This is a genomic window from Inquilinus sp. KBS0705 (assembly GCA_005938025.2).
Lineage (GTDB): Bacteria > Bacteroidota > Bacteroidia > Sphingobacteriales > Sphingobacteriaceae > Mucilaginibacter.
The window spans coordinates 426,669-442,054 of record VCCI02000002.1; the positions used below are offsets into that span (position 1 = coordinate 426,669).

General features: G+C 43.2%; 15 protein-coding genes. 10 read left to right on the plus strand and 5 right to left on the minus strand.

Features of this window, described 5'->3' with window-relative positions; translation table 11 throughout:
* Positions 1–7 precede the first annotated feature (7 nt).
* Together trpC and hflX are read left to right on the plus strand one after the other, a co-directional pair.
* The gene (gene trpC / locus FFF34_013300; protein ID TSD64869.1) at positions 8–790 is read left to right on the plus strand and encodes an indole-3-glycerol phosphate synthase TrpC; all 783 of its coding nucleotides are present in this window, start codon (positions 8–10) and stop codon (positions 788–790) included.
* Positions 791–856: 66 nt separating this feature from the next.
* Complete coding sequence (gene hflX, locus FFF34_013305; GenBank protein ID TSD64870.1) at positions 857–2,041, plus strand: GTPase HflX; 1,185 nt, start codon at positions 857–859, stop codon at positions 2,039–2,041.
* Here the strand turns inward: hflX and pepT are convergent.
* Positions 2,038–3,291 carry a peptidase T gene (gene pepT / locus FFF34_013310; GenBank protein TSD64871.1) on the minus strand — a complete coding sequence of 418 codons (1,254 nt, stop codon included), beginning with the start codon at positions 3,289–3,291 and terminating at the stop codon, positions 2,038–2,040. The genes hflX and pepT overlap by 4 nt on opposite strands.
* Positions 3,292–3,371: 80 nt before the next feature.
* Here pepT and FFF34_013315 point away from each other — a divergent pair, with 80 nt between their 5' ends.
* Genes FFF34_013315 through FFF34_013330 form a run of 4 tightly spaced genes read left to right on the plus strand, consistent with a single transcriptional unit; the run spans position 3,372 to position 6,833 of the window.
* Positions 3,372–4,091 carry a hypothetical protein gene (locus tag FFF34_013315; GenBank protein ID TSD64872.1) on the plus strand — a complete coding sequence of 240 codons (720 nt, stop codon included), beginning with the start codon at positions 3,372–3,374 and terminating at the stop codon, positions 4,089–4,091.
* A 1-nt stretch (position 4,092) separates the two neighbouring features.
* Positions 4,093–4,452 carry an MmcQ/YjbR family DNA-binding protein gene (locus FFF34_013320; protein TSD64873.1) on the plus strand — a complete coding sequence of 120 codons (360 nt, stop codon included), beginning with the start codon at positions 4,093–4,095 and terminating at the stop codon, positions 4,450–4,452.
* 36 nt (positions 4,453–4,488) lie between these two features.
* Positions 4,489–6,231, plus strand: coding sequence for a hypothetical protein (locus FFF34_013325; GenBank protein ID TSD64874.1), 1,743 nt, complete (start codon positions 4,489–4,491; stop codon positions 6,229–6,231).
* Positions 6,228–6,833, plus strand: coding sequence for a rhomboid family intramembrane serine protease (locus tag FFF34_013330; protein TSD64875.1), 606 nt, complete (start codon positions 6,228–6,230; stop codon positions 6,831–6,833). Before FFF34_013325 ends, FFF34_013330 begins: the two co-directional genes overlap by 4 nt.
* Here the strand turns inward: FFF34_013330 and FFF34_013335 are convergent.
* Positions 6,830–7,819 carry a hypothetical protein gene (locus tag FFF34_013335; GenBank protein TSD64876.1) on the minus strand — a complete coding sequence of 330 codons (990 nt, stop codon included), beginning with the start codon at positions 7,817–7,819 and terminating at the stop codon, positions 6,830–6,832. The genes FFF34_013330 and FFF34_013335 overlap by 4 nt on opposite strands.
* 54 nt (positions 7,820–7,873) lie before the next feature.
* On the opposite strand from FFF34_013335, the gene FFF34_013340 reads away from it, so the two are divergent.
* Positions 7,874–8,887, plus strand: coding sequence for a dipeptide epimerase (locus FFF34_013340; protein ID TSD64877.1), 1,014 nt, complete (start codon positions 7,874–7,876; stop codon positions 8,885–8,887).
* Between the two features lie 162 nt (positions 8,888–9,049).
* On the opposite strand, the gene FFF34_013345 is transcribed toward FFF34_013340, so the two are convergent.
* The 3 genes from FFF34_013345 to dinB all read right to left on the minus strand — a co-directional run bounded on the left by FFF34_013345 (position 9,050) and on the right by dinB (position 12,196).
* A complete protein-coding gene (locus FFF34_013345) occupies positions 9,050–10,354 on the minus strand; it encodes an ammonium transporter (GenBank protein TSD64878.1) in 1,305 nt (434 codons plus the stop codon).
* 189 nt (positions 10,355–10,543) lie between these two features.
* Positions 10,544–10,849 carry a hypothetical protein gene (locus FFF34_013350; protein TSD64879.1) on the minus strand — a complete coding sequence of 102 codons (306 nt, stop codon included), beginning with the start codon at positions 10,847–10,849 and terminating at the stop codon, positions 10,544–10,546.
* Positions 10,850–11,095: 246 nt separating this feature from the next.
* On the minus strand, positions 11,096–12,196 hold the full coding sequence (dinB, locus tag FFF34_013355; GenBank protein TSD64880.1) for a DNA polymerase IV: 1,101 nt from the start codon (positions 12,194–12,196) through the stop codon (positions 11,096–11,098).
* A 176-nt stretch (positions 12,197–12,372) separates the two neighbouring features.
* Here dinB and FFF34_013360 point away from each other — a divergent pair, with 176 nt between their 5' ends.
* The 3 genes from FFF34_013360 to FFF34_013370 all read left to right on the plus strand — a co-directional run bounded on the left by FFF34_013360 (position 12,373) and on the right by FFF34_013370 (position 15,363).
* Complete coding sequence (locus tag FFF34_013360; GenBank protein TSD64881.1) at positions 12,373–12,942, plus strand: thiamine pyrophosphokinase; 570 nt, start codon at positions 12,373–12,375, stop codon at positions 12,940–12,942.
* A 117-nt stretch (positions 12,943–13,059) separates the two neighbouring features.
* Positions 13,060–14,172: a hypothetical protein gene (locus FFF34_013365; protein ID TSD64882.1), complete on the plus strand. Its 1,113-nt coding sequence runs from the start codon at positions 13,060–13,062 to the stop codon at positions 14,170–14,172.
* Between the two features lie 129 nt (positions 14,173–14,301).
* Positions 14,302–15,363 (plus strand): acetyl xylan esterase, encoded by a 1,062-nt coding sequence (locus FFF34_013370; protein ID TSD64883.1) that lies wholly within the window; start codon positions 14,302–14,304, stop codon positions 15,361–15,363.
* Positions 15,364–15,386: the final 23 nt, after the last annotated feature.

Sequence of the window (15,386 nt, forward strand, 5' to 3'; positions counted from 1 at the left end):
GGGATAAATGAATATTTTAGATAAAATAGTAGCTCATAAAAAAAAGGAAGTTGACCGGGATAAGCGAGAAACAACTTATACCGAGTTAGAGGAGTCGGAGTCTTTTCGCCGCGATACCTACTCGTTTAAAGAGTTTTTACTGGCACCTGAGCGTACCGGCATCATAGCCGAATTTAAACGGCAGTCGCCATCAAAAGGCATCATCAATAATGATGCGCTTGTAAAAGAAGTAACTAAGCAATATGCGGATGCTGGTGCTTCAGCGCTGTCGGTTTTAACCGATAAGCAGTTTTTTGGTGGCCGCAAGCTTGATCTGGTAAGGGCTCGCAGGGCCAATACCGTCCCCGTACTGCGTAAAGACTTTATGATAGATGAGTACCAGATAGTAGAGGCAAAATCATTAGGTGCCGATATTATTTTACTGATAGCCGCTATACTTACCCCGGCAGAGATAAAGAGTTTTGCTGCTCTTGCCAAAAGCCTGGAGCTAAATGTTTTGCTCGAGGTGCATAACCTGGAAGAACTGGAGCGCAGCATAGATTCCAACTTAGATGCCATTGGCGTAAACAACCGTAACCTGGCCGATTTTACAGTATCGGTAGAAAACTCTTATCAACTGGTTGATAAAATACCCGCGGAGTTTTTAAAGATATCTGAAAGTGCCATTAGCGATACTGAAACCATTAAGCAGTTGAAAAAGGTTGGCTTTAACGGCTTTTTAATTGGCGAAAACTTTATGAAACAACAAGACCCAGGCGCTGCCATGCGGGAGTTTGTAAAAGGCCTATAGGCCGTATAATTTGAAACGCAGGCAAACAAGTTTTATTAACTTTGTTATTACTGCAGGAGAGGATCTATGAAACAAAAATTTTATGATACTGCTGTGAAGCAGGAGCGTGTTGTGCTGGTAGGGGTAATTACACCTAACGAAACCGAGGCGCAGGAAAAAGAATATTTAGAGGAGTTGGAATTTTTGGTTGCTACCGCTGGTGGCGATACAGTAAAAAGCTTTACCCAAAAGTTGCAACGGCCCGAGCGATCGACCTTTGTAGGTACAGGCAAACTGGAAGAGATAAAAGAATATGTTACATCCGAAGAAATAGATATTGTGGTGTTTGATGACGAGCTTTCGCCGTCGCAACTGCGTAATATTGAGCGCGAGCTACAGGTGAAGATATTGGACCGCAGCAATCTGATACTGGACATTTTTGCCGGCCGCGCCCAAACCGCGCAGGCTAAAACCCAGGTAGAATTGGCTCAGTTGCAATACCTATTACCCCGCCTAACCCGCTTATGGACTCACCTTGAGCGCCAAAAAGGTGGTATTGGTATGCGCGGACCGGGCGAGTCGCAGATTGAGACGGACAGGCGATTGATTCTGAACAAAATATCGTTACTAAAAGAGCGCCTTAAACTGATAGATAGACAAAATGAAACACAGCGGAAAAACCGCCAGCAATTGATACGTGTAGCTTTGGTTGGTTATACCAACGTGGGTAAATCAACCATTATGAATATGCTGGCAAAATCTGAAGTGTTTGCCGAAAACAAGCTGTTTGCCACGCTGGATACTACCGTGCGTAAAGTGGTTATTGAAAACGTGCCCTTTTTACTGTCAGATACGGTAGGGTTTATACGCAAGCTACCTCACCATTTGGTAGAGTGCTTTAAATCTACATTGGATGAAGTGCGTGAAGCCGATATATTAATACACGTGGTAGATATATCGCACCCTACGTTTGAAGACCAGATACGTACTGTGAACGAAACGCTGAAAGACCTGGGTGCTATTGATAAACGTATAATAACCGTTTTTAATAAAATAGACGCCTTTGAACCCGAACAGCACAATGTTGATATAACAGAAGGCCCTTTAACACTCGACGACTTTAAGCATAGCTGGATGGCTAAAAACAACAGCCCGGCTATATTCATATCGGCCACTCAAAAAGAGAATGTAGAAGAATTTAGAGAGTTGCTGTATGAAGAAGTAAAGAAAATACATACAGAGCGTTATCCTTACGATAACTTGCTATACTAATCCCGTTCTTCCCAAATCATGCATAAATGCAGTATAGTTTGTACTGCTTTTTGCATGTCTTGTACCGATACCCATTCCTGCTTGCCATGAAAAGCATGCTCGCCGGCAAAGATATTAGGGCAGGGCAAGCCCATAAAACTTAAACGTGACCCATCTGTACCGCCACGTATGCTGCATAGTTTGGCATTTAGCCCGGCGCGCCTTATAGCTTCCATGCCATATTCAACAATTTGCGGGTGTTGGGCCAGCATATTTTTCATATTCCGGTATTGCGGTGTTGTATGCAAAGTGGCGCTGGAGTTTGGAAAACCTTGTAAAACGTCGGCTGCAATTTTATCGATAACGGCTGCATGAGCGGCTAAATTTTCCTCATCAAAATCCCGTACTATGAAATCTATAGTAGCCGTTTCTACATGGCCTTCTATATTTACTGGGTGTACAAAGCCCTGCATCTCATCTGTTCCCTCGGGCGATAGGTTATGCGGTAACGCTGCAATAATTAATCCGGCTATTTTTATGGCACTTTCCATTTTGCCTTTCGCAAAACCCGGGTGTGCGCTTACGCCTTGTATGGTTAGTCGCGCCCCATCTGCCGAAAATGTTTCGTTTTCCATGTTTCCCGCACTTTCGCCGTCAATCGTATATCCTGCAAATGCCCCTAGTTTGGCAATATCTACCTTATCAACTCCCCGGCCTATTTCTTCATCCGGAGTAAATAATATCCTTATTTTACCGTGTTTAATGGCCGGGTTGCTCATTAATTGATAGCAGGCATCCATTATTTCGGCAACGCCGGCTTTGTTATCGGCTCCCAGTAACGTTGTGCCGGATGCAGTGATGATATCATTACCCATTTGGTTTATAAGGTCGGGATGATCTTTCAGGCGCAGCACCTGTGTAGTATCATCGGGTAAAATAATATCGTTGCCGTTGTAATTTTCGTGTATTAATGGCTTCACATTTTTTCCGCTGCAGTCAGGCGCGGTATCCATATGCGAACAAAAGCAGATTACAGGTACGTCCGGCTTATCCGTATTTGCAGGAATGGTAGCATATACATAGCCATACTCGTCTAAATCCGCATCAACTACGCCCATTTCTAAAAGCTCAGCTACAAGTAACCGTCCCAGGTCTTTTTGCTTATCAGTAGATGGGCAAGTGGGCGAAGATGGGTCAGATTGGGTATCTATTTTTACATATCGTAGAAATCTTTCTGTAACTGTATATCGTAAATACTCGTTAAAATGCATATAGAGGTGTTTTTTGCCTGTTAGCCCGATTTTTGTTTGTATGGGTACACAGATAGTAAATATCTATAACATTAATTATTTTGAGAAAGTATTTTTTATTAATTCTAATAATAATTAGCTCGGTAAAGTTAAAAGCCCAGGATAGTTATAATTATGCAGCATATGGTATTGGTTTTGGCGCCAGCTACGCCCGCCCATTTGCCGACTTGAAGCGGAATTATGATGACCGCATTTACAATGTAAACTTAAATTACTATTACTCGCCATACTTGCCAATCACTCTCGAGATTCAGGCCGGTCACTTGCGTGGTGGTGGCAATACTATTGCCGAAGACATTGCTACCCGCCGTTTTAATAATAATTTTAAAGCAGTTTTATTACATGCCAACATACAACTGGGCGAGTTAATAGATTACGAAGGCGACTTTTTTATGAACGTGGTAAAAAACTTTTATCTGGGTTCGGGTTTTGGGTTTATGATAAATAAAGTGGATGCTAACAGATACAGCGTTATTGACCCCACTTACCGCTTTCCGGGTAAGGATAACAGCTTTAACATGGTTATCCCTATACGTTTTGGCTACGAATTTAAAATATATAACAGCTACGATGAGCCAAATATTCGCCTGGATATTGGCTATCAGCATAATATGACGTTTGGCGAGGGATTAGATGGGTATAACGACGGAGCGGTTAGTTTTAAAAACAATGCGCTTGATCAATATCGTCAAATAACTATTGGAATTAAATTTAACTTTGGAGGTGAATCGTCATACGATAAATCGATAAGCGGATTTTAATTTGAACATAGAAGAACTACGCGATTATTGCCTGCAAAAACCAGCAGTTACCGAAAGTTTCCCTTTCGGAGAAGATACGCTTGTATTTAAGGTTGGCGAAAAGATATTCCTGCTTGCAGGATTAGAGGACGGGCGCCATTTTAATGCCAAATGCGACCCCGAACTGGCTGTAGAATTACGCGAGCAGCACACCGAAGTTAAGCCGGGTTACCACATGAATAAAACCCACTGGAACACTGTTTATATGAGCGGATCGCTTACAAACAAACAGCTTAAAGGGATGATCGATCACTCTTACAGCTTGGTTTTTAAAAGTTTATCTAAAAAGTTACAGGCCGAAATTACAGCGGCTAACAATTGATGGATATCATCAGCTATATTTGTTGTAGTTGTTGATATGAAAAAAACCATTTTACTGCTTATTGCCATTGCTTTTACCGCCCGGGTAAATGCGCAATTAACCCCGTTTGAATTAAGTAAGGATAAAAACTATACGGCTACCCATGCCGAAGCCATTGCCTACTATAAAAATTTAGCTAAACAGCAGCCGCAAATGCATTTGTTTGAGTATGGATCAACAGATGTAGGCAAGCCGTTAACACTGGTTGTATTATCGCGAGACAAGGTTTTTGACCCGGCTTTAATAAAAAAACAAAACAAAAGGGTGATACTCATTAATAATGGGATTCATCCCGGCGAGCCCGATGGGGTTGATGGCAGTATGATGCTAGTGCGCGATCTGCTTAAAAAGAACCTGTTGCCTAAAGATGTAGTCCTATGCTTTATTGCCCTATACAATATTGATGGCAGCATGAACCGCGGCACATCGCGTGCCAACCAAAACGGGCCGCGTGCCTATGGTTTTAGGGGCAATTATCGCAATTTAGACCTTAACCGCGATTTTATAAAGTCGGACAGTAAAAACGCGCTTGCGTTTGCTCAGATACTTAATACCTGGCAACCCGAGGTATTGCTGGATAATCATGTAAGCGATGGGGCCGACTATCAGTATGTAATGACGTTGATAGAAACCCAAAAGGATAAGCAAAACCCTGTACTGGCGGCTTATACCGACAAAACGCTTACCCCTGATCTGTACAAAGGAATGAAACAAAGCGGTTTTGAAATGATTCCCTATGGCGCAGGTGAAAGCGGGTTGCCTGATTCGGGGATTGTAAGCTTTATGGAAACACCCCGCTTTTCTACAGGTTATGCGGCGCAGCATAATATAATTAGCTACATGACCGAGACACATATGCTAAAACCGTATGATAAGCGAGTATACGCTACATACTACTTTATGCAGCACCTTATTGATATTTGCCAGCGCGATGCCAAAGTATTGGGTGATATGAAAAAGCGGGTGGACGCCGAAGTAAGCGCCCAAAAGACGTTTGACCTGAGCTGGCAATTAGACGATTCAAAGATAGATACGATTACATTTAAGGGTTATGCTGCGGCATATAAAGAAAGTGATGTGAGCGGCCTTAAACGCCTGTATTACGACAGAAGCAAGCCATATACAAAAACAGTTAAGTTTTATAATACCTATAAAGCATCGGCCAGCGCCGATAAACCTGTGGCTTATGTTATCCCGCAGGCATGGGGCAAAGTGATCGACCTGTTTAAGCTAAATAGAGTAGCTATGCGCCGTTTAAGCCACGATACTACACTTAGCCTGCAGATGTATTATATAAGCGATTACAAGACCGGTACAAGGCCCTACGAGGGGCACTACGTACACACCGGCGTAAAATTGAACCCGGTTGATAGCAAAATAAAGTTTTACGAAGGCGACTATGTGGTATATGTGAACCAGCCAATAAACCGTTACATTGTTGAAACGTTAGAACCCCAAGGCGTAGATTCTTTTTTTGCCTGGAACTTTTTTGATTCGATGTTAGGGCAAAAGGAATACTTTTCTGATTACGTTTTTGAGGATAAAGCAGCCGAATTATTAAAGGCCGACCCCGAATTACGCAAAAAACTTGACGAAGAAAAAGCCAAAAATCCACAAATAGCCAACAGTGCCGTAGGCCAGCTTAACTGGGTTTACCGAAACTCGCCTTATTTTGAAAAAACTGCCATGCGTTACCCTATAGGCCGCTTACTAACCGATACCAAACTCGATCTTAAATGATAGAATACTTGCAATATGCCCCTGTAGCATCAATTATATTCGCTATAACCCTTATCACTTCGTTAATGGCTTTCTCGAGTGAAGACCTGTATGGCAAGTTTATTATGAACCCATGGAACGTATCGCGGGGAAAACGTGTTTACACTGTTATCACCAGCGGATTGATCCATAAAGACTGGAACCACCTGTTTTTTAATATGCTGTCTTATTACTTTTTTGCTTTTCAGTTGGAGGGCTTAATTGGGCATTGGCAGTTTGCTGTGTTATATATACTCAGCTTAATATTAAGTGATCTGCCATCTATTCAAAAGCACAAAGAAGATATCTGGTACAACAGCCTGGGCGCTTCGGGTGCTATCAGCGCGGTTATATTCAGTTATATTATGTATGATCCTTTGGCTAAAATGGGCATATTGTTTATCCCTATACCTATATCGGCATGGATATTTGGTATACTGTACCTGGTGTATTGCCACTTTGCATCAAAGCACGCGCGCGATAATGTTAACCACGATGCCCACTTGTTTGGCGCGTTAAGCGGCGTTATTATCACCATAGCCTTAAACCCGCATGTAGTGCACAATTTTATCGAGAAGTTTTAATTGGGCAGCTTAATTGATTCAGTGCTGATTTTGTTGCCATCGGTATCAAACAAAAAACTCATCGGTTTCTCAGGGTCTTTAATGATCTCTAACAACAGAAAACCCCAGTTTTTCCAAAAGTTTTCTAACACCTGGCCATAGGTTTTATTCATCCAGTCGTCAAATAAGGGCTTGCTGCTTATGCCACGCAGGGGCATGGCATCTATATAAATCTCATCCTCCACCGGTAAAATATTATACTCTGGCAGTCTATTAAACAGGTAGTTAGAATAAAATACCCTCCCCGAAAATTCCTCGAACTGTATGGGGTGCAGGATGTCGTTCTTTATCTTTTCATACACTTCTTTGTGATAAGATGCATTGGCCCCGTTATCCTGCAGGCACATCACCAGGCCAAAGTCCTGTATACGTAAGGCAAAAGTTTGGGTATTTATCTCATCCCGATAAGCAAACTCATCTACTTTGTTATCAACCCTAAAAATAAACAGACTATAAGGTACAAATTCATCAAAGTGCAGCGGCAGGTTTATGCTTTGCAGCATTAAATGTAAATGGCTGAATTTGTGTATTATGGATTGAGAAATATTAAATTCTTCACCCTGCGCATGCATCATTTTTATACCGGCCTGTATTTCGTTAAATATGATACCGTACATCAGTTTACCCGCCCATTGAAACAATTTTAATTCATCAAGCGCTTTAACGCCTTCATATCCGCCAGCAAAGGCGTGGGCTATAGTTTGCTCTAAAGGCCCCAGGTATTCATCGTTAATATAGGCCGAGCAGGGGATCTTAATATCTTTATAGGTCGCAATTGTTTCGTCCAGCAGTTTAAAGGGCTGTTCTTCAAGATTGTAAAGGCTCATAAGCCATTGAGGGAAAACCTGTATTTTTTCTTCTTCGCTGTTGAGTGCTTGCCCGGTTAAAAAGCATTTATTGTTACTAAAGTTAAAGCTTTCGAAAGGAGCATAAATTTGTGCCGGCATAGCCGCAAAGATAATCAGGATTTTAATTGTAAAACTTTAGCTTTGATATTTGACATGCAGCTTACTTATCAACCCTTCCAATTACAGCTAAAGCACCCTTTTACCATCGCTAAATTTTCGCGCACATCAACCCCTGTTATGTTGTTGCAGCTTAACCATGAGGGATTTACAGGGTATGGAGAAGCATCTATGGTGCCCTATATGGGCGAAAGTCACGAAACAGCAATAGCGTTTTTAAACAAGGTTGATGTAACAGCCTTTAAATATACCTTTGATTTTGAAAGCATTATCAACTATTTAGACGGTATTGCCCCTGGTAACCCGGCTATAAAGGCAGCTATAGACATCGCTCTGCACGACTTGGATGGCAAAATTAAAGGCCAACCCTGCTGGCAACTACTGGGCAGCGACCCGTCAAAAATGCCTGTTACCAGCTATACTGTAGGCATTGATACGCCGGAGGTGATCATACAAAAGGTTAACGAGGCTAAGGGATTGAGAATCATCAAAGTAAAGCTTGGCCGCGATAGTGATAAGGAGCTGATACAAACGATACGCACAGCTACTAACGTGCCATTATATGTAGATGCCAACCAGGGCTGGACCGACCGCAAGCAAAGTTTGGATATGGCGTATTGGCTTAAAGAACAAGGTGTTAAGCTGATAGAGCAGCCATTTTTAAAAACAGATATAGATAGCAATGCCTGGTTAACCGAAAATAGCCCCATACCCATTATTGGCGATGAAGCAGTACAACGTTTGCCTGATGTAGCCCTTGCTAAAGGCGTTTATCATGGCATTAACGTTAAGTTGATGAAGTGTGCCGGAATGCACGAAGCACAGTTAATGATAAATAAGGCTAAAGAACTAGGCATGAGTACGTTAATTGGCTGTATGAGCGAAACAAGTTGCGCCACCCTTGGCGCCGCCGCCCTTGCCCCTCAATGCGATTGGGCTGACCTTGACGGGCCTTTTCTTACAGCCAACAACCCATATCAAACGCCCGCTTTTACTGACGGTAAGTGGGTGCTGAATAATGAGCCCGGCTTAGGTTTGCATCAGTTTTAATTATACACCCCGCTATAAATTATTGCAGTTTTTTTGTGGGGTACAGCTAAATTTTTCCATTTTTTTGTTGGGGTGCCTGTTACCAATATAGTAAAAACATTCCATATAAACAAAAAAGGAGCGCATGTGCGCCCCCTTTTTATAAACATGTTCGATGTATAGTTATAGCTCTTCGTCATGCTGGCTCATATCAAGACCAGCAATTTCGTCAGCTTCAGATACACGCAACTTGCTTATCATATCTGTTATCTTCAATAATAGAAGAGATCCGAAGAAAGCAAATGCGGAAACAGTAACCAGCGCGATAAGATGGGTAACAAAAAGGCCTGCGTTGCCATTCAGCAATCCATCGTTACCGGCAGAGTTTACACTTTTTGTTGCGAATATACCAGTCAGTAACATACCTACCATACCACCTACACCGTGGCAAGGGAATACATCTAAAGTATCATCGATGTTAGTTTTGCTGCGCCATATAACCACCAGGTTACTAACAACGGCAGCAACTATACCTACTATTAATGAGCTTGATACGGTGATGTAACCTGCAGCAGGCGTTACAGCAACCAAACCTACAACAGCACCAATACAAGCGCCCATTGCAGATGGCTTTTTGCCTCTCAGGATATCAAAGAAAATCCACGACATGGCAGCTGCGGCAGATGCTGTAGTTGTGGTTGCTAATGCGGTAGCGGCAAGTTCGCCGGCGCCTAATGCCGAGCCCGCGTTAAACCCAAACCAACCAAACCAAAGTAAGCCTGTGCCTAATATAACGTAGCTGATGCGTGCCGGTGTGTGCGACTCAGGCACTTCGTTACGTTTTTTAAGATATAAGGCCGAGGCTAATGCAGCCCAACCAGCACTCATGTGTACAACAGTACCACCGGCAAAATCTAACACGCCTAATTTAAAGAAGTAACCTTGTGGATGCCACGTTGCATGTGCAAGCGGTATGTAAATGATTACGATAAACAGGGTGATAAAGATCAGGTAAGAGTTGAAACGTATACGCTCGGCAAATGCACCGGTTATCAGCGCGGGTGTTATCACCGCGAATTTTAACTGGAACATGGCAAAAAGTATAACCGGTAAAGTGCCCCCTAACCATGCAACACCTAAGGTGTTTTGCATCATAAAAAACGATTTAGGGTTACCAATTATGCCATAGCCCCCAACGTCCTCGCCAAATGCCATGCTAAATCCAAACACTACCCAAATAATAGTGATCAAGCCCATACAAACAAAGCTTTGCAGCATGGTGGATATAACGTTCTTTTTGCGCACCATACCGCCATAAAAAAAAGCAAGGCCGGGTGTCATTAATAAAACAAGCGCTGTGGATATAAGCAACCAGGCTACATCGGCGCCGTTAAACTCGGCCGGCTTGGCGGCGGCTACGTTTCCCTGGTACATAAAGGCCAGGATAACTACAATTACAAGTATGCCAAATGGTACAAATTTTTTCATTTTGTTGTTGTGATAAGTGAGTAAATTAATGGTAGGGAAAGCCCATGGTTGGTGGGCGCTATACAAAAAAGTGGAAACAACAAAAGGTTACTTTTCCGGCAGGTATTATCAAAAAGTTACCCGTGCGGGAAACTTAATGAATAATCATTAACAGACAGAAATAAATGCTTTGTTTGTTCCCCTGTTTTCCTACCAAAAGGAGTGGTACGGAAACAGCATCAGCTTGGTTAACCACTCTACAGAGAGGTTGCGCTGATGGTAATCACTCTTCAGGAAAGAGAAGCCTGAATTTAAAACGGTGCACGTTTCCTTTACTACAGATTGGAAGCGCGATTTATGACTTTGGAAACTCCCGCTGCGGTTTTTAATGTAAAAAGCAGCGCTAATATTACGTTTTTCCTGGTTATGCCTATAATTTACCGAAGAAACCGGAGAAGATGTTTCTTTTTGCTCGGCAAAGGGTAAAAATAAAAGCAATAACGCTTCAAATAACATGAAGGCGGTTATAATTCGCTTAAATTTTCTCAGTGACATAAGACTAAATTATAATTTTAAAATCATTTTGTCAAGAAAAATGATATTTATTTATAAATTTATTATTAAAAATAGCCAACTACGCGTCTTTTAATAATAAATCTACTAAGATTATATAATATATTGTTAAAATGGTACTACATATTAAAAACTGATGAAAATATGTTGATAGTTGCCAAAAAAGCGGCAAACACTTGCTTAACTACGTCAAAAAAGGCTTAATTGATCGCTGATTTGTGGCGATTTGGAGGGTGGGGGCAAAAAATTTGAAACCGTTATGCCCAAAAGCCTTATCCGGCTGTTTTCAATATCAGTTGCCAGCAAAAGGTTTTTAGCAACAGTGCTTATTGTCGCTTCGTCATCTACCATGTCTGGTAACGATTGGCTTCGGGTTATCTGTCTAAAATCGCTGTATTTTATTTTAAGGGTAATGGTGCGGCCCTTTAACTGGTAACGTAACAGGCGGTCGTGAACCAACCTGGCAATTTTATCCAGTTCGGCGTTCATTTCATCAAGTGTGGTCAAGTCGTAAGCAAAAGTATCTTCGGCCCCCATCGATTTTGTTTCGCGGTGCGGCTGCACCTCTCGGTCATCAATACCCCGCACAATGCGGTAATAAAAAGCGCCCGCCTTGCCAAAGCGGCCGGTCATGTCCTCCTCGGTCAGTTGTTTTAGGTCGGCACCGGTAAACAGGCCTTGCTTTTTCATTTTTTCGGCAGTTACCCTGCCAACACCGTAAAACTTCTCAACCGGCAGCTTTTCTATAAAGGTTTCAATAGACGATGGGCCAACAAATGTTAAGCCATCGGGCTTATTCATATCTGATGCTATTTTGGCTACGAATTTATTTACCGATACTCCTGCCGATGCCGTTAGGTTCAGTTCATCCTTAATGGCTTGCTTTATTTGCTGCGCTATCTCCATAGCCGAACCAATGCCTAATTTATCGTTGGTTACATCTAAATAAGCCTCGTCTAACGATAGTGGTTCTATCAGGTCGGTATAACGGCTGAATATCTCGCGTATATGCTGCGATACCTCTTTGTAAGCAGCAAAGCGAGGCCTTACAAACAGGGCATGGGGGCAAAGCTTTAACGCCTGCTTTGATGGCATGGCCGAGCGGATACCAAACTTGCGAGCCTCATAACTGGCGGTTGCCACTACACCGCCGCGGCCCTCGGGCAGGCCGCCAACCACCAGGGGCTTACCCCGGTATTCGGGGTTATCGCGCTGCTCAACCGACGCGTAAAAGGCGTCCATATCAATATGGATTATTTTACGCAGGGTTTGTGGTTGTATTTGGTTCATTTCGTTTGCCTCACCTAAATCCTCTCCAAAAGGAAGGGCTTTGAATTGCAATTTTATAAAATTTATATTTTGGCCCTTCTCCAAGGGAGAAGAGTTGGGATGAGGCTAAATTTACATCAATATTAGCTTAAGCCATCTTAACTGATATCTTTGATAAAGATAATCAGTAATTATAAATGTCATCCCACCACATCGTTCGCGAAAAACAGGAACCCGCTCTTTTGGTGCTGGGCCTCGATCATTTTTCTGAAGAAATGCTGGGCCAGTTGCTGGAGTGGAGCCCAACCGTTATCACTACGCCGCTAACTGCCGAGCAGATTGATGCCTTTGGGATAAAGGTAGATATGGTTATTGCCCATGAGCCTGATGCCGCGCTGCAATCGGATGTAAAGCTAATATCCCCATTAGGCGATAACCCCCTAAAAGCCGGACTTGCCTTTTTAACCGATAAGGGCTATCCATCTGTTAATATAGTAACGGACGAATTGCTGCTGGATGATGTGGCCCCTTTTGCTGACAAAATAAACCTGGTAATATTCTACAATAATCAAAAAATATACCCCGTTAGCAGCGGCTTTACCAAATGGAAACCGGCCGGCGAAAATATCCGGATTTTATCACCATCTTTAGATGTGCAGGTAAGCGGCTTGCAGGGGCTGGGTAACGGCAATTTTACAACCACCGGCGATGGCTTTGTAACGTTTAGCTTTAAGCAGCCGTACCTGTTTATAGCAGAGGAAGTTTAGCAATAATGGCGGCCTGCTTTTTGTTAAAAATAATTAAATAGCAATTAAACCGTTAGGTTATTTTTTAGTCATACATACACTCCGGCAAAAAAACCGGTCGGTTATTAATCTTTCATCATGAATATCAAATATAAAAATGTACTCAGCATAGCATTCGGTGGATTGTTGTGTCTGTTTTTAGCATTGCCAGCCAGTGCACAGCACAGGGGTGCAGGCGGTGGTAATGGTGGTGGCGGTCGCCCGTCAGGTGGTGGTTTTAGCGGCGGCGGTGGTGGCCGTCCATCAGGTGGCTTTGGCGGTGGTAGCATCAGCCGTCCGTCGGGCGGGTTCAATGGCGGTAGCGTCAGTCGCCCATCAGGTGGTTTTAACCGCCCTTCAACAGCTATAGCCCCTCCTCGCCAGGATGGTGGTGCGCGCCCTTCAATAGGTTTTAATGGTGGCGCACAAAGTCGTCCCGGTGGTACTTTCCAAAACAGGGGTTATGCTAATGGCAATACTGGTGTAGTTGGTCCGCGTAGCCGTTATGGCGTAAATGGATCGGCCCGCCCATATATAGGCAGCCGTGGTAACTATGGCCGTTATGGTTATGGCTATCGTGGCGGTAACTATGGCCGTTATGGCTACGGTTATCGTGGTGGTTACCGTTATTATGGCCCGCGTTATTTTAACTATGGTTTTTATAACTATCGCGGCTATTACAACTCTTACTACTACCCACGTATTGGCTTTAGCATAGGCGTATTGCCTTACGGTTATTATCCGTTTTACTATGGCGATTACCAGTACTACTACAGCGATGGTTTTTACTATCAGCAAAATAATGATCAGTATACCATTGTTGAGCCACCTATAGGTGCGCAGGTAAACCAATTGCCATCAAAAGCTGAGCCGATAACTATAAACGGCGAACAGTATTACGAAAACAATGGTGTTTACTACCGCGAGGTAACTAAGGATGACGGTACAACCGTATACGAAGTTGCCGGTAAAGATGGCGAACTGAACACCCCCGATGGTGGTGCCGGTGCCGATTACCCACAATTTCAGGTGGGCGATGTGGTTAAGCAATTACCACAGGATAGCAGAAAAATTACTGTTAACGGCGAAAAGCTGTATGTTGCACCAGATGGAACTTATTTCCAGGAGCAACGCGACGACGATAACAACAAAATCTATAAAGTTGTAGGTGTTGCCGCAGATGAACCTGACGACGATAACAGCAACAAGTAATATTGATTAAACCCATACAAAGGTGGATGCTTAATGGCACCCACCTTTTTTATTTAAAGTATTTGCAATAAAGTATTAGCATAAACGCCCATTTGCCTTTATTTTTAGGTTTTGCTATGTGTACTAATTATGAAAAGATACGCCACCATACTTTTATTGCTTATAAGCGCGGCTAAAACCTACGCCCAGCAACCGTTAACCTTTTTCAAGGCAAACGATAGCCGTTTTCAATACGTTGGCAGGATCGACTTTACACAGCCAGAGCGGCCCAGGTTTTGGGCGGCGGGGGTATACATCACCGCCAGGTTTAAAGGCACTACCTGCACACTTTTGGTGAACGATGAGGTAATGTATGGCACAGTACATAATTATATAGAGGTGGTGATAGATGGCGTCCCTGCGCGCCTGCAAACTACAGGCAAAACAAACGAAATTGTAATAGCTAAAGACCTGCCTGATACGGCACACACTGTGGTAATATGTAAAGACACCGAATCGGGCCTGGGGTATTTGGACTTTTTGGGGCTTAAATGCAGCGAGCTGCTTAACCCACCCGTGCAACCCACACGCCGTATAGAGTATTATGGCGACTCTATAACCACCGGTACGGGTGCTGATGAATCGGCAGTGCCTTGTGGCAAGGGCCAGTGGCACGATCAGCATAACGCCTACATGAGTTATGGCGCCCGCACATCGCGTGCGTTAAACGCCCAATGGCAGCTAACGGCTGTAGCCGGTATTGGTATGGTGCATAGCTGCTGTAATATGGATGTAGTGTTTCCGCAGGTGTACGATAAAGTTTACCTGCGCAACGATTCGCTGCAATGGGATTTTAAGCGTTACCCGGCCGATGTAGTAACCATTTGCCTTGGCCAAAACGATGGAACGCAGGATTACGAAAAATTTGGCAGTGCCTATATTAAACTAATAACTGCAGTACGCAGCAAATATCCCAACGCCAGTATTGTTTGCCTTACCAGTCCTATGGCCGATGCGCACTTAACAGAAGTATTAAAAAAGTACCTTACCCGTATTGTGCGCATGGTAAATATGCGGGGCGATAAAAAGGTGAGCAAATTCTTCTTTTCGCGGAGCTTTAACAGCGGCTGCGACGGGCACCCTGATATTAATGAGCACGAGATGATTGCTAACCAGCTAATAGCTTATATTAAAACGCTGAAAGGTTGGTAATTTAAATTTATCGAAACTTTTTT